We start from the raw sequence: 15,025 nt of genomic DNA, 5'->3' as shown, positions 1-15,025 counted from the left end.
TGCGACCGTGGTTGCAGAATCGTACTCGTGCACGACGTATGCATCCGCCAGCGCGGCAACACGGCAGTGACGGGGGCCCGGTGAGGTCCCCGCACCCGGGCCTGACCGGGGATGCCAGGCTGCTGGTGGCCGGGCAGGGGGTGCGGGCTGCCGGCTACGGGTTCACCGCGGTCTTGCTGGGGGCGCTGCTCGCCGCCCGCGGGTACAGCAGCCTGCAGGCAGCCGCGGTGCTGACGGCGCTGATCGCGGGGACCGCGCTGGCCAGCCTGGCGGTGGGCGCGTTCGGTGACCGGTTCGGCCGCCGCCGTTCGTATGCGGCGTTCTTCTTCGGCATCGCCGTCGCGGGCGTGCTGGTCGCGGCGGGCGCGCCGCTGTGGGTCCTGCTGGTCGTGGCGCTGACCGGCACGCTGTCGACCGACGTGGTCGACAACGGCCCGGCGACCACGCTGGAGCAGGTGATGCTGGCCGCCGAGGACGCGGGCACTGCGACGGTGTACGGGCGGTACAACATGATCGGCGCTGCCGCCGGCGCTCTCGGCTCGCTTGCCGTGACGCTTACCGGCCTGGGCCCTCACGGCGCCACGGGGGGTGTGCACGGATGGCTGTTCCTGGTCCTGGTCCCGGTCGGGATAACCGGCGCGGTCCTGGCCGCGCGCCTGTCCCCTGCCGTCGAGGCCCCCGCCGCCTCGACCGGCTCGCCAGGGCCGGCAGGCCGGGTCCGGTCACGGCTCGGCCCGTCCCGGGCGGTGGTGCGGCGGCTGGCCGGCCTGTTCGCGGTCGACGCCGCCGGCGGCGGCCTGGTCACCACCGGGTTCCTGTCCTATTACCTGACCGACCGCTACCACGTATCGGTTGCCGCGCTGGGCTGGCTGTTCTTCGCGGTCTCAGTGGTGCAGGCGGTCTCGGTCGCGCTGGCACCGCTGCTGGCCCGCCGTTTCGGGCTGGTCGCCACCATGGTCGGCACGCACCTGCCCAGCAACGTGCTGCTTGCCGCTGTCGCGTTCGCGCCCACGTTCGGCGTCGCGGCGCTGCTGCTGCTCGCCCGCACCACGCTGTCGCAGATGGACGTCCCCACCCGCCAGGCGCTGGTCATGACCGTCGTCACCCCCGCAGAGCGCACCGCGGCCGCCGCGGTCACCAACGCCTCCCGGTACACGGTCCGGCCGGCCGGACCGCTGGCCGCCGGCCTGGTCCAGCAGCTCGCCCTCGGCGCGCCGCTGGTCGTCGCCGGCGCGGTCAAATCCGGCTATGACCTTGCCCTGTGGTGCTGGGCGCACCGCCTCGGCCTGACAACCCGCGCCGGCCCGCCAGGCCCCGGCAGCGCTGCCATCGCTACCGTTACCGCCTCACCCGGGGAGCCGCCGTGATCGTCTGCCTGCGCACCGTCTCCGTCCCGCCAGAATGGCGGGACCCGTACCTGGCCTGGATCGACGCCGGGCGCGCCGTCCGCCAGCAGCATGGCATCCTCGCCGAGCTTGTCTGCGAGCCCGCCGACCCGGGCGCTGACATCGTCGTGGTCACCGTGTGGCCGAGCCACGAGGTATTCGACGCGTGGATCGCCACCCCGGACCGCGATGCCCTGACCGCCAGCGAGGTCCACCAGGCGGTCACCTACCGGCCGATCACCCGCTACGAGGTGACCGGAGGCTACCTCAACTTGCCAGGACTCACCGCGCACGACCAGTCCCGTAACCCGCCGCACATATCCGAGGAGACGTCATGAAATGGATCACCCGCGCCCGCCCCAAGACCGACCGGATCGCCTGTCCCTGGCTGATCGCCAAGTTCATCGACCCCGCCGCGGAGATCCTCTACGTCCCCGCCGGCCAGGTCCTGGACGCAGCCGCCCGCGAGGACGCCATCAGCTTCGACGCGCCGGGCGCCCGCTACACCCACCGCGGCGCCAGGTGCACCTTCGAGGTCCTCATCGACGAATACGGCCTGGACGGCGACCCGGCGCTGATCCGCCTGGCCCGCATCGTGCACGCCGCCGACATCGCCGAGGACCTGGACAGCGACCCGGCCGGGCCCGGACTGCTCGCGATCGGCGTGGGCGGGCTTGACGTTGAAGCCGACGACCACCGGCTGCTGGAGAAGGGCCGGTTCGTCTACGACGCGCTCTACGCCTGGTGCCAGCGCCAGGTGCCCGCCGCGGCATGACCGGCACCATCGGCTACGACGACCTGCGGGCCGACACGGTCCGCCAGGTCGCCAAGCTCATGGCCGCTGCCGCGATCACCGCCCCCAAATCCGGCGGGCAGCTGTTCCTCGCCGGGAAACCCGGCTTCATGGAAACCGTGATCGCCGACGACCCCGGCACCCGGCAGGACCTGGCCGCCTGGATGCGGGCCCGCGGCAAGGAACGCCGCGAGCGGATCTGGTTCCGCGACGCCGACGCCGTCGACGCCAGACCATCAAGGAGCATGCAACGAACACGGCCCTGGCCTCCGGCTCGACGTTCAGCCACGCCCACATCCTGCTGACCGCCGTGGTCACCACGGTGCTCGCGTCCGCCGCAGCGTTCTGGCGGCTGCCTCACGGCGCGTGGACTGACCTGTCCGCGGTCGCCTTGCTGTCCGGGGTGTCGGTCTTCCTCTGGAGAGTCTCGGCGAACATGCCCCAGCTCAACGCCGATGGCCTGGCAGGCTTCTCCGCGAACGACTGGCTGGCGCCCGTACTCACCTACGTGTTCCTCGGCGCATACGCGCACCTGCGGCCGCCCGCGGACGCACGGCGCTATGGGCAAGCTCGGGCCTTGGCCACGATCGCCTCGCTCGTCGTCAACGTGGTGACAATCTGACCGATACGGGCAACCCAGGCTGCGGTCCTCGTGGCCGCCCCGTTCGCACCAAGAGGCAGCCGGGCTGGCCGGTCCGGCTCGGCGCGGGTCGGCGGCACGAGCACGATGACGCCGGGACGGCTCCGAGGGCAGCCGGAGACGCTTCCGCCGGCCCGTAACTGAGCGAGCCGTGACGCGCGGTGATGAGGTCTTACCAGCCCCGGGCGCGCCACTCCTCCAGGTGCGGCCGCTCCGCCCCGAGCGTGGTGTCGCCGCCGTGGCCGGGATACACCCAGGTCGCGTCGGGCAGCCGGTCGAACACCTTAGCCACGACATCCGCGTACAGCGAGGAGAACCGCGCCGGGTCCTTCTGTGTGTTGCCGACCCCGCCGGGGAACAGGCAGTCCCCGGTGAACAGGTGCGGCGCGGTCCCGCCGACGTCCAGGGTCAGCGCGATCGACCCCGGTGTGTGCCCGACCAGGTGCGTCACCGACAGCACCGTGTCGCCGAAGCTGATCGTGCCGCCGTCCTCGACGAGCTCGTCGGTCGGCACCGGGATGCCCGGCGCGTCCGCGGGGTGCGCCACGGTGACGGCGCCGGTCGCCGCCTTCACCGCGGCGAGCGCCTGCCAGTGGTCGGGGTGCTGGTGCGTGGTCACGATCTTCACGACCGGCGTGTCGCCGATCATCGCGAGCAGTCGCTCGGGCTCGGCGGCCGCGTCGATGAGCAGCCCCTGCCCGGTTCCATCGACAAGGAGGTAGGCGTTGTTGTGCATCTCGCCCACCGCGAGCTTGGTCAGGGTCACGCCGCCGATTTCCCGCGTGTCCGACGGCCCGCCAACAGTCACGTCTCCCGTGTAAGTCACGAGAAAAATCTATCCGCCGAACGGTTCCGTGTCTTCGCCACCCCGCCCCATGACCCCTCGGCGCCCGCCGCGAGAGCGTGAGCCGCCGCCATCCAGTGCCACGCCCGCCCGGGCCCTCCCGCCACATCGGTCACTGCGTCTTTCTCCAGCCGGATCCGGCGACGCTCTTTTCTTAACCGGCGACCACTTTTCCCGCCTCTGCTTAACCGGCGACCACATTCCCGTCCGCTTTGTACCCTTTATCCCACCGGCGGTTAAGCGAAGCTGACAGACCCGGCCTCGGCAGTCAGCCGTCCCCGCGCGCTCGGCTCATCTTCTCTGGCCGCCTGCGCAGCGGGCCGTCGTGGAGCGGCTAGGCGAGCAGGCTGGCCTGCCCCGCCGCCGGGGACTCCGCGAGAGCGCCAGGGTAGAAGCCGCGCACCGTTCGCAGGATCTCGTCGAGTGCTGGCCACCATGGCCCGTGCCGCAGGGACCCGAGCTCGCTCAGGAGCGCGTCCGCCTGCGCGGCGGGCGAGGCGCCCGCGGCCACTGCCACCCGGTTCGGCCGGACGGCGCGCAGTGGCCCCAGATAGAAATCAGGGCGCGGCGCCGCGGCGCCCGCCTCGTGCGCGCCGACTGGCTCAAGTGCGCCGGCCGGGCCGGCCCCAGTCTCCTCGGCGAGAACCAGGTAATAGTCCGGCATTTCAAAGCGTTTCGCCCGCCAGGTGGCCATGGCCTCCGCCGCGCGCAGCTCGAACTCGTCGCTCCCGTGGCTCTCGGCCGTGAGCGACCACATCGCCTGCCACGACGCGGCGACGTCGGCCAGCGGGTCGGCGGCGACAAGTACGTAGGGCGCGGACACCGCCGCGGCCCTGCGCAGCGCGACGGCGGCCACCTCAATCCTGCCGTCCGCGGTTTCGCCCTCCGCCGTGCCGCCACCGGCACGGCCTGCCCCGCCCGCGGGCAACTCCGGCCGGACGAGGACGACGTTGAGCGATCGGCCGACGGCGGAGAGAACGTCCTCGCGCGGCTGCCCGGCGAGGACTACCACGGTGGACGGGTTATGCCTCACCCGCCCGATCATAGCCGCGGCGGTGGCGCGGAACCCGACCGCCGGACACGCGGAACTCGGTCGGCGGACACGCGGAACTCGGGCGGTCGACACGCGGATTACCGGCCGGCCAACACCGAAGACCGCACCGCGATTCGCCGAAGAGCGTCGCCGGGGCCGGACCCCCGCCCCGCGGACGGCGCCCGCCCGGCGGGTGCCATGGGCCTGAGATGTTCGCTAGAGTCAAAACCGCGTGTGCCATCAGGCGTTAAGGGGCGGGCCGATGAAGCTACCTTCCGTTGAGTACGAGGCGCCTACGACGACGGCCGAGGCCGTCGCCTTGCTCGCCGAGCATCAGGACGAGGCGAGCGTGCTCGCCGGCGGTCAGAGCCTGATCCCGTTGCTCGCGCTGCGGCTGGCCCGACCCGCGGTGCTTATCGACATCAACGGCGTGACCGAGCTGTCCGGCGTGTCACGGGTCAACGGTCACCTGGCCATCGGCGCGATGACCCGCGAGTACCAGGCAGAGGAATCGGCGGCGGTCGCCAGCGACGTGCCGCTGCTCGCGGCCGCCCTGCCGCTCATCGGCCACGAGGCGATCCGCAGCCGCGGCACGATCGGCGGCAGCCTGGCGCACGCCGATGCGGCGGGCGAGCTGCCCGCGGTCGCGCTGGCCCTCGACGCCGAGTTCGTGCTGCGGGGCCGGGCGCGGGGACGTGTCATCCCGGCGGCGGACTGGTTCCAGGGATACCTGACGACGGCACGCCGCCCGGAAGAGCTCCTCACCGAGATCCGCTTCCCGGTGGCGGCGCCGGGCACCGGCGTGGCCTTCCAGGAGGTCGCCAGGCGCCACGGGGACTTCGCCATCGTCGGTCTCGCGGCCTCGCTGACGCTGGCCGGCGGCGTGATCACCGACGCGCGGCTCGCGTTCTCCGGCGTCGCCGACGTGCCGGTCCGTGCGGCGGAGGCAGAAGCCCTGCTCAACGGCGAGCGGCCGTCGGCCGAGCTGTTCGACGAGGCGGCCCGCGCCGCGACCGCCGGCATCGACCCGCCCGCCGACCTGCACGGCTCGGCGGAGTACCGGAAGAAGATCGCGGCAACGCTGGTCCGTCGCGCGCTGCGCGCCGCCGCGGACAGTGCCGAGCGAAACAGCGCCCAGGGGAGGCACTAACCGATGGTGGACATCACCGTGAGCGTCAACGGCGCCGCCCGCGCCGGCTCGGTTGAGGCGCGCAAGACGCTGGCCGACTTCCTGCGCGACGACCTCGACCTGACCGGGACCCATCTCGGCTGCGAGCACGGGGTCTGCGGCGCATGCACGGTCATCGTGGACGGCAGGGCGGTGCGCTCCTGCCTGATGCTCGCCGTGCAGGCCGCGGGCAGCGAGGTGACCACGATCGAGGGTCTCGCGCCCGACGGCGAGCTCGGCACGCTGCAGCAGGCGATGGCGGACTCGCACAGCTTCCAGTGCGGGTTTTGCACACCGGGGTTTGTCATGCAGGCCACCGCGTTCCTTGACGCGCACCCGGACGCGGAGGAGCGGGAGATCCGCGAGGCGCTGTCCGGCAACATCTGCCGCTGCACCGGCTACCAGAGCATCATCGATGGCGTCCTGCTGGCCGCGCGGCGCAGCAGGGAAGCCTGACCGAGGGGAGCGACGATGACCCAGATCGCGGCCCAGCGCTACACCGGCACGAGCGTCAAGCGCTCGGAAGATCCCCGGATCCTCACCGGCGGCGGGCGCTACGTCGACGACATCAAGCTGCCCGGCATGCTGCACGCGGCGTTCGTCCGCTCGCCGCTGGCCCACGGGCGGGTGGTCGCGGTGGACGCCGCGGCCGCCAGGGAACTGCCGGGCGTCGTCGCGGTGTACACCGGGGCGGACATGGCGGCGATGACGCTACCCGGGCAGGATCCGCTGTTCGCGATGATGGGCGGCGGCGGGCCCGCGCCCGAGTACACCCTGCTCGCCACGGACAAGGTGCGTTTCGTCGGCGACCCGGTGGCGATCGTGGTCGCGGAGAGCCGGTACCTGGCCGAGGACGGCTGCGAGCTCGTCGAGGTCGACTACGAAGACCTCCCCCCGGTGGCCAGCGCGGCCGCCGCCCTCGACGCCGGCAGCCCGCCGCTGTTCGCCAACCTGGACGACAACATCATCGGCCCGCACAAGCGCACCGAGTTTGGCGACGTGGCCGGCACGTTCGCCGGCGCGGACCTGGTTAGCGAGTTCCACATCGACGTGCACAGGCACCAGAACGTGCCGATGGAGGGCCGCGGCATCGTCGCGGATTACGATGCCGGCACCGGCATCCTCACGGCGCATGCCGCGACGCAGGGCGTGCACATGACGAAGCTGGGCATCGCCATGCGCCTGGGCATTGAGCCCGACAAGGTGCGTGTGCTCGCCGGTGACATCGGCGGCTCGTTCGGGCTGAAGATCGGCGCGTCCCGCGAGGAACTCGCGGTCGCGGCCGCGTCGCGCGCGCTGGGCAGGCCGGTCAAGTGGACCGAGGACCGCAGCGAGAACCTCGCCGCGTCGGGGCACGCCCGCGAGGAGAGCTTCGACGTGCGCGCCGCCGTCAGCAAGGACGGCGACCTGCTCGGGCTCGACGTGGCGATGGTGATCGACATCGGGGCGTACCCGGTGATGGGCACGATGGTGGCCGGCATCGTGGAGGCGATGATGCCGGGACCGTACAAGCTCGCGGCGTTCGGCTTCGAGTCGACGGCGGTCGCCACCAACAAGGCCTCCTACGTCGCCTACCGCGGCCCGTGGGCGTCGGAGACGTTCGTCAGGGAGCGCATTCTCGATGTGCTCGCGAAGGACCTCGGCCTCGACCCGCTTGAGATCCGGCTGCGCAACGTCGCACCGCGCACCGACCCGCCATTTTCGATGGTCACCGGCCGCCCGCTGGTCGGTGTCACCACGCGGGAGTCGCTTGAGCGGGTCGCGCAGATGGTGGACATCCCCGCCTTCCGGCGCCGCCAGGCGCAGGAACGCGCCAGGGGCCGCTACCTGGGCATCGGCCTCGCGACCTTCATCGAGGCCGCGCCTGGACCGCGCCAGCCGGGCGCGCCGAGCGGCCCGATGAGCCTGGAGCACATGCGCCTGATGCTGTCGGAAGACGGCATCGTGACGCTGTTCACCGGCCAGATGCCGCACGGCCAGAGCCACCAGACCACCCTCGCGCAGATCGCCGCCGACGAGTTCGGCGTGCCGTTCGAGCAGGTCCGCGTCGTCGTCGGGGACAGTGCCGTGGTGCCGTTCGGGTTCACCGGCGGCAGCAGGTCGGCCACCATGACCGGCGGTGTCGCGCTGCACGGCGCCAGGCAGCTGAAGGGCAAGGTGCTCGACATCGCGTCGCTGCTCATCGAGGCGAGCGCCGCGGACCTGGAGATCGTCGACGGCCAGGTCCAGGTGGTCGGCGACCCCGACACCGCGATCGGCGTGGGCGAGGTCGCCAGGCGGGCCGCGTCGGGGGAGTTCGGCCCCGACGTCGACACCAGCCTGGAGGTCGAGGCCTCGTTCGACGGCGGCGAGGGCGGCTGGTCGGGCGGCAGCCACTGCGCCATCGTCGAGGTCGACGTGGAGACCGGCATCGTCACCGTCGAGCGCTACGTCGCGGCCGAGGACTGCGGCGCGCTCATCAACCCGGCGGTCGTCGAGGGGCAGATCCGCGGCGGCATCGCCCAGGGCATCGGCGCCGTGCTGCTCGAACGGTCCGCCTACGACGAGGACGGCAACTACCAGTCGGCCACGTTCATGGACTACCTCCTGCCGACCGCCTGCGAGATTCCCCGGTTCGAGATCGAACACCTGGAGACCGTGCCGCTCGACGCCGACGTCAACTTCCGCGGCGTTGGCGAGGGCGGCATGATCGTCGCGCCGCCCACCCTGGTGAACGCGATCGAGGACGCGCTCGCGCCGTTCGGCGTGCGCATCTACGAGCAGCACCTGCCGCCGGCCCGCATCCTCGAGCTCATCGCGGAGTCCGCCGGCTGACAAGTGCGGCGCGGCCAGGACCGGCGGCGGTCAGGCGTCGCGTTCTATCGGGCAGCTCATGCAACGCGGACCGCCCCGCCCGCGGCCGAGCTCGCTGCCCGGGATGGTGATCACCTCGATGCCGTTGTCCTGCAGGTAGGCGTTGGTGGTGACGTTCCGTTCGTAGGCCACCACCACTCCGGGCTCGAGCGCGAGCACGTTGCATCCGTCATCCCACTGCTCGCGCGACGCCGCGTGCACGTCCTGCACCGTGGTCAGCACGGTGATCTCCGGCCGGTCAAGCGCCGCGGCGATCGCTCGGTGCATGTCCTGCGGCGGGTGGTCGGTGACCTTCAGCTCGCTGGAGGTCGCACCCGGCTCGACCGTGTAGGACGGCAGCATGCCCATTCCCGCGTACTTGGTGAAGACGCCGTAGTCGGCCATGGTGAGCAGGGTGTCCAAGTGCATGAAGGCGCGGGCCTTCGGCATGTCGATGGCGACCAGGCAGCGGGCCGCCCCGGCGGCGAACAGCCGGCTCGCCAGCATCTCGACCGCCTGCGGCGTGGTCCGCTCGCTCATCCCGACCAGTACCGCGCCGTTGCCGATCACCAGCACGTCGCCGCCCTCGACGGTGGCAGGGGCGGCGTCGGTCCCGTGGTACCAGGTGTCGAAGCCGGCCCCGGCGAACATCGGGTGCCAGCGGTAGATGGCCTCGTCGTTGATCGTTTCCGGTATCCGCGCCGGGCGGCGCATCGCGTTGACGGACACCCCGCCGTAGATCCAGCAGGAGGTATCTCGCTGGTAAAGCAGGTTAGGCAGCGGCGCGAGCACGAAACCGTCCGGATCCAGTGAGTGGAATGCGATGCTCTTCGGCACCGGGCCGAGTTCGGCGATCTCCCGCTTGGTTATCCCGCCCGCCAGGTACCGTGCGAGCTCGGCCGAGCCGAGCCCGTCCATCGTCGCCCGCAGGGTCGCGGCGGCGAGCGGCCCGTGCCGTCGCGGGTCGAACAGGTGATTCAGGATGTAGTCGCGGGCGTCGGGGATGTCCAGGGTCTGCGCCAGCAGGTCGCCGTAGTAGTGGACCTCCACGCCACGCGACCGCAGCACCGCGGCGAACGCGTCGTGCTCGGCCTGGGCACGGCTCACCCACAGCATGTCGTCGAACAGCAAGTCGGCGACATTGTCGGGGGTCAGGCGCTTGAGCTCCAGGTCGGGGCGGTGCAGGATCACCTGCCGCAGGCGGCCGACCTCAGAATCGACGTGGAACATGCATCCCCGTTCCGACCGGCCGCGCGGGCCTGCCGGTAACCGGGAACGGCGGGTACCAGCACCTCGCGGCCGCGTCTCGTTGGCTAGTGACCAGGCGGAAAGCGCTAGCGGCTATCACTGAGCATCCCAGCATCCTCAGCGGAGACAAGCCTGAGCACTCTCACTGGCAGTGCCCGCCGGATCATCGCATCCGGTGCCGCGGTGCTCACCGGCCGCGGTGCGGGACCGGGGGCCAGCCCACCCGTGTCTCCGGGATGATCCGTGACCTTCGGCCCTGGCAGGGTACCGGCCTGTCACGGAAACTGCCCTTGACGAAGGGAGCTGCCGTGAGAGTCCTTGTTGCCTACGCCACACGGCACGGCGCCACTGCCGGGATCGCCAGCCGGGTCGCGGCTGCCCTGACGGCGGCGGGCCAGCCGGCCGAGGCGCGGCCGGTTGCTGACATTAAGGACATCGGGCCCTACGACGCCGTTGTGCTCGGCGGTGCGGCCTACATGTTCCACTGGCTGAAGCCGGCCATGACGTTCGCCCGGCGGCACCGCGAGGAGCTCGCGACACGGCCGGTATGGCTGTTCAGCAGCGGCCCGCTCGGCACCGACCTGGTGGACAAGGACGGGAAGAACGTCCTGGAGGCCACCAGGCCGAAAGAGTTCGACGAGCTTACGAAGCTGCTGCACCCGCGAGGCGAGCAGGTCTTCTTCGGCGCCTACGACCCGGACGCGCCGCCCGTCGGCGCGGGCGAGCGGCTCGTGCGGCACATGCCCGCCGCGCGGACCGCCCTGCCGGCCGGGGACTTCCGTGACTGGTCGGCCATCGACGCCTGGGCAGCGCGGATCGCCGCCGAGCTAGGGACCAGCGAGCCGTGCGGGCAGTGACATGGCCCGTTTCGCCGGTCCCGCCGCCGTCATCACCGGGTTCCGGCACCGAGGAGGGCCGGCATGGGTGAGGTCCAGATCCCGGCCCCGCGGCGGTTGCGCGGCTATCTGGCGACACCTGCCGCCCCCGGGCCATGGCCGGGCGTCGTGGTCATTCATGACGCCGTCGGCATGACGCCGGATCTGCGCGCGCAGGCGGAATGGCTGGCAGGTGCGGGGTACCTCGCGGTGGCACCGGATCTCTACTCCTGGGGCGGCAAGCTCCGCTGTGTCGTCTCCACCATCAAGGACGTCACCCGGGGCCGGGGTCCTGCCTTCGATGACGTCGAGGCGACCCGGTGCTGGCTCGCAGGCCAGCCCGGCTGCACCGGGCACATCGGAGTGATCGGATTTTGCATGGGCGGCGGATTCGCCGTTGTCCTGGCTGCCGGTCACGGGTTCGAAGCCTCGAGCGTCAACTACGGTGCGCTGCCCAAAAACGCCGAGGACCTGCTCGGGAACGCCTGCCCGGTGGTGGCGAGCTACGGTGATCGTGACCGATCGGTGGGGGACGCGCCCGTGCGGTTGAAGCGAATCCTGGACGGCAACGGCATCGATAATGACGTGAAGGTCTATCCGGGCGTCGGTCACTCCTTCATGAATGACCATCCAGGCAAGCTGGCCACGTTCGCGGGTGCGGCGGGCAAGGACGCGGCGCTGCCCCGCGTGTTCACGATTGTGAGCCTGCTCAGCGGACCGCTGATCGGGATGGGCTTCGACGAACAGGCGACGGGCGACGCCAGAGCCCGGATTGCTGCCTTCTTCGACGAGCATCTGAGGCCGGCCGCTCCCTGAGGTCCGTGAGCCGGTCGCCAAAGCAGGCCACGCTCAGGTTCTGTGATGGAACGTCCGCGGTCCTCCGCGACTCCGCCTCCGCCTCGGCGCGCCGCGCCTCTCCGGCCCGCGGGTCGGCCCGGGTGGCGGTATATGAACAGAGACATAAGGAACGGGTGCGGCTGACTCTTCATTCGAAGACGTTTTCCCGTCCGCTACGTCGGCGGCGGAGTCGTGTCGTACGCTGGGAGCACGGCTGGCCCGAGGACGCGCAGCCGGGGGACCGGGCATAACGGGCGCCCCTGCGGCGCTATCAGGGGAGCGGTTCCGCCGTCGGGATGGAATGTCAGACCCCCTCGTTATGGTGTCCGTGGCTCGGTGTCGGCACTGGGCCCGCCCAGCGATCCGCGGGACGCACAACGACTGACTGAAGAGAAGAGAGCGCGCAGTGGCTGACCGGCTTGTCGTTCGCGGCGCACGGGAGCACAACCTCAAGGACGTCTCCCTTGACCTCCCCCGCGACGCCATGATCGTGTTCACCGGCCTGTCCGGTTCCGGCAAGTCAAGCCTGGCGTTCGACACGATCTTCGCGGAGGGCCAGCGACGGTACGTCGAATCGCTGTCAGCGTACGCCAGGCAGTTCCTCGGCCAGATGGACAAGCCGGACGTCGACTTCATCGACGGTCTTTCCCCCGCGGTCTCCATCGACCAGAAGTCCGCGAGCCGCAACCCGCGGTCCACTGTCGGCACAGTCACCGAGGTGTATGACTACCTGCGGCTGCTGTTCGCCCGCGTGGGCAAGCCGCACTGCCCGCTGTGCGGGCGCCCGATCGCGCGGCAGACACCGCAGCAGATCGTCGACCGGGTGCTCGAACTCGACGAGGGCACCAGGTTCCAGGTGCTCGCGCCGGTGGTGCGCGGCCGCAAGGGTGAGTACACCGAGCTCCTGAAGGAACTGCAGGCCAAGGGCTACTCCCGGGCCCGCGTCGACGGCACGGTCATCCGCCTGGACGAGGTCGCGAACGACTCGACCACCCTGCCCGTGCTGAAGAAGTACGAGAAGCACGACATCGAGGTCATCATCGACCGCCTCGCGGTGAAGGAAACCGCGCGGCGGCGGCTCACCGACTCGGTGGAGACCGCGCTCGGCCTGGCGGGCGGCGTGGTCATCCTCGACTTCGTCGACCTGCCGGACAACGACCCGCACCGGGAGCGGATGTACTCAGAGCACCTGGCCTGCCTGTACGACGACCTGTCGTTCGACGAGCTCGAGCCGCGGTCGTTCAGCTTCAACTCCCCGTGGGGCGCCTGCCCCGACTGCACCGGGCTCGGCACCAGGATGGAGGTCGACCCCGACCTCATCGTCCCCGACCCGGCCAAGTCCCTGGACGAGGGCGCGATCGCCCCGTGGGCTGGCGGGCACGTGAGCGACTACTTCGACCGCCTGATCGAGGCCCTCGCCGAGACCGTGGGCTTCCGGATGGACACCCCGTGGGAGCGGCTCACCGCCAAGGCTAAGAAGGCGCTGCTGTACGGCCTCGACCAGCAGGTCCACGTCCGGTACAAGAACCGCTACGGCCGCGAGCGCTCGTACTACACGAACTTCGAGGGCGCGATCACCTACGTCGAGCGCCGTCACGCCGAGGCGGAGTCGGACTCAAGCAGGGAGAAGTTCGCGGGCTTCATGCGCGAGGTGCCGTGCCCGTCCTGCGGCGGTGCGCGGCTCAAGCCAGTCTCCCTCGCGGTGACAATCGACGATAAGTCGATCGCCAACTACTGCGGACAGCCGATCGGCGAGCTGGCGAAGAACCTGCTCAACCTTGAGCTGTCCGAGCGCGACATGGCGATCGCCCGGCTGATTCTCAAGGAGGTCAACGCGCGCCTCGGCTTCCTGCTCGACGTGGGACTCGACTACCTGACGCTCGACCGGGCGAGCGCGACCCTGGCGGGCGGCGAGGCGCAGCGGATCCGGCTCGCCACGCAGATCGGCTCCGGCCTTGTCGGCGTGCTCTATGTCCTGGACGAGCCGTCGATCGGCCTGCACCAGCGGGACAACCAGAAGCTGCTCGACACGCTGCTGCGGCTGCGTGACCTCGGCAACACGCTGATCGTTGTCGAGCACGACGAGGACACGATCAAGTCCGCCGACTGGGTGGTCGACATCGGCCCAGGCGCGGGCGAGCACGGCGGCCACGTCGTGGTCAGCGGCACGGTCAAGGACCTGATCGATAGCGAGGCCTCGGTGACCGGCGCCTACCTGTCCGGCCGCAAGCAGATCGAGGTGCCGAAGAAGCGGCGCAAGCCGGCCAAGGGCCGCGAGGTGACCGTCAAGGGCGCCGCCGAGAACAACCTTAAGAACGTCGACGTCAGCTTCCCGCTCGGCCTGTTCACCGCGGTCACCGGGGTCAGCGGCTCGGGCAAGTCCACGCTGGTCAACGACATCCTCTACCGGGCGCTCGCGAAGGAGCTGCACGGGGCGCGCACCGTCCCGGGCAAGCACGTGCGGGTCACCGGCATGGACCAGCTGGACAAGGTGGTGCACGTCGACCAGGGGCCGATTGGCCGCACGCCGCGGTCCAACCCGGCCACCTACACCGGCGTATTCGACCACATAAGGAAGCTGTTCGCCGCCACCACCGAGGCGAAGGTGCGCGGTTACCAGCCAGGCCGCTTCTCCTTCAACGTCAAGGGCGGCCGCTGCGAGGCCTGCTCGGGCGACGGCACGATCAAGATCGAGATGCAGTTCCTGCCGGACGTGTACGTGCCGTGCGAGGTCTGCCACGGCGCCAGGTACAACACCGACACCCTCCAGGTGCACTACAAGGGCAAGTCGATCGCCGAGGTGCTCGACATGCCGATCGAGGAGGCCGCGACGTTCTTCGAGGCGGTCCCGGCGATCCACCGGCACCTGAAGACCCTCAACGAGGTCGGCCTCGGTTACGTCCGGCTCGGCCAGCCCGCCACCACGCTGTCCGGCGGCGAGGCGCAGCGCGTTAAGCTGTCCACGGAGCTGCAGCGCCGCTCGACCGGCCGGACCATCTACGTGCTCGACGAGCCGACCACCGGCCTGCACTTCGAGGACATCCGCAAGCTGCTCGGCGTGCTCACCAAGCTGGTCGAGACCGGCAACACGGTCCTGGTCATCGAGCACAACCTCGACGTCATCAAGACCGCCGACTGGCTCATTGACATGGGCCCCGAGGGCGGCACCGGCGGCGGCACCATCATCGCAACCGGCTCACCGGAAGACGTGGCGGCCAACGAGAAGAGCTACACGGGCCAGTTCCTGGCCCCGCTGCTGCGCCGGTAGCGGTGGGAGCCCGGTGATGGCGGCGGGCCGCCATCACCGCGCTCCCTTTTAACATCTTTTCCCGCATATTTGGGCGGCCGGGCTGAGGCGAATACGAGCCAA

14 protein-coding genes are annotated in these 15,025 nt (G+C 70.7%); 11 read left to right on the top strand and 3 right to left on the bottom strand.

Annotated features, from left to right (window positions below; all coding sequences use genetic code 11):
• Window positions 1-80 precede the first annotated feature (80 nt).
• The 5 genes from EAS64_RS14660 to EAS64_RS14640 are packed head-to-tail and all read left to right on the top strand — an operon-like array spanning window position 81 to window position 2,800.
• Window positions 81-1,367, top strand: coding sequence for an MFS transporter (locus tag EAS64_RS14660; RefSeq protein ID WP_187365917.1), 1,287 nt, complete (start codon window positions 81-83; stop codon window positions 1,365-1,367).
• On the top strand, window positions 1,364-1,723 hold the full coding sequence (locus EAS64_RS14655; protein ID WP_145853429.1) for an antibiotic biosynthesis monooxygenase family protein: 360 nt from the start codon (window positions 1,364-1,366) through the stop codon (window positions 1,721-1,723). The genes EAS64_RS14660 and EAS64_RS14655 overlap by 4 nt, the downstream gene beginning before the upstream one ends.
• Entirely contained in the window at window positions 1,720-2,160 is a 441-nt protein-coding gene (locus tag EAS64_RS14650; RefSeq protein WP_145853428.1) for a chromate resistance protein ChrB domain-containing protein, read from the top strand. Before EAS64_RS14655 ends, EAS64_RS14650 begins: the two co-directional genes overlap by 4 nt.
• Entirely contained in the window at window positions 2,157-2,483 is a 327-nt protein-coding gene (locus EAS64_RS14645) for a hypothetical protein (protein ID WP_145853427.1), read from the top strand. Before EAS64_RS14650 ends, EAS64_RS14645 begins: the two co-directional genes overlap by 4 nt.
• Window positions 2,484-2,488: 5 nt before the next feature.
• Window positions 2,489-2,800, top strand: coding sequence for a hypothetical protein (locus EAS64_RS14640; protein ID WP_145853426.1), 312 nt, complete (start codon window positions 2,489-2,491; stop codon window positions 2,798-2,800).
• 190 nt (window positions 2,801-2,990) lie between these two features.
• Here EAS64_RS14640 and EAS64_RS14635 read toward each other — a convergent pair whose 3' ends face one another.
• On the bottom strand, window positions 2,991-3,644 hold the full coding sequence (locus EAS64_RS14635) for an MBL fold metallo-hydrolase (protein ID WP_145853425.1): 654 nt from the start codon (window positions 3,642-3,644) through the stop codon (window positions 2,991-2,993).
• A 352-nt stretch (window positions 3,645-3,996) separates the two neighbouring features.
• Entirely contained in the window at window positions 3,997-4,695 is a 699-nt protein-coding gene (locus EAS64_RS14630; protein ID WP_145853424.1) for a hypothetical protein, read from the bottom strand.
• Between the two features lie 262 nt (window positions 4,696-4,957).
• On the opposite strand from EAS64_RS14630, the gene EAS64_RS14625 reads away from it, so the two are divergent.
• The 3 genes from EAS64_RS14625 to EAS64_RS14615 are packed head-to-tail and all read left to right on the top strand — an operon-like array spanning window position 4,958 to window position 8,677.
• Window positions 4,958-5,845 (top strand): FAD binding domain-containing protein, encoded by an 888-nt coding sequence (locus tag EAS64_RS14625; RefSeq protein ID WP_145853423.1) that lies wholly within the window; start codon window positions 4,958-4,960, stop codon window positions 5,843-5,845.
• A gap of 3 nt (window positions 5,846-5,848) precedes the next feature.
• Window positions 5,849-6,319: a (2Fe-2S)-binding protein gene (locus EAS64_RS14620; protein WP_145853422.1), complete on the top strand. Its 471-nt coding sequence runs from the start codon at window positions 5,849-5,851 to the stop codon at window positions 6,317-6,319.
• Window positions 6,320-6,334: 15 nt separating this feature from the next.
• Window positions 6,335-8,677, top strand: coding sequence for a xanthine dehydrogenase family protein molybdopterin-binding subunit (locus tag EAS64_RS14615; RefSeq protein WP_145853421.1), 2,343 nt, complete (start codon window positions 6,335-6,337; stop codon window positions 8,675-8,677).
• 30 nt (window positions 8,678-8,707) lie between these two features.
• On the opposite strand, the gene EAS64_RS14610 is transcribed toward EAS64_RS14615, so the two are convergent.
• Entirely contained in the window at window positions 8,708-9,925 is a 1,218-nt protein-coding gene (locus tag EAS64_RS14610; RefSeq protein ID WP_145853420.1) for an arginine deiminase, read from the bottom strand.
• 326 nt (window positions 9,926-10,251) lie between these two features.
• On the opposite strand from EAS64_RS14610, the gene EAS64_RS14605 reads away from it, so the two are divergent.
• The 3 genes from EAS64_RS14605 (at window position 10,252) to uvrA (ending at window position 14,923) form a co-directional block, all read left to right on the top strand.
• Complete coding sequence (locus tag EAS64_RS14605; RefSeq protein WP_145853419.1) at window positions 10,252-10,800, top strand: flavodoxin domain-containing protein; 549 nt, start codon at window positions 10,252-10,254, stop codon at window positions 10,798-10,800.
• A 63-nt stretch (window positions 10,801-10,863) separates the two neighbouring features.
• A complete protein-coding gene (locus EAS64_RS14600) occupies window positions 10,864-11,634 on the top strand; it encodes a dienelactone hydrolase family protein (RefSeq protein ID WP_145853418.1) in 771 nt (256 codons plus the stop codon).
• A 427-nt stretch (window positions 11,635-12,061) separates the two neighbouring features.
• Window positions 12,062-14,923: an excinuclease ABC subunit UvrA gene (gene uvrA, locus EAS64_RS14595; RefSeq protein WP_145853417.1), complete on the top strand. Its 2,862-nt coding sequence runs from the start codon at window positions 12,062-12,064 to the stop codon at window positions 14,921-14,923.
• Window positions 14,924-15,025: the final 102 nt, after the last annotated feature.

The sequence above is a fragment of the Trebonia kvetii genome (assembly GCF_007827045.1).
Taxonomy (GTDB): Bacteria; Actinomycetota; Actinomycetes; order Streptosporangiales; family Streptosporangiaceae; genus Trebonia; species Trebonia kvetii.
The sequence above is the reverse complement of the archived record's forward strand: the minus strand, read 5'-3'. Positions and strand labels throughout refer to the sequence as shown.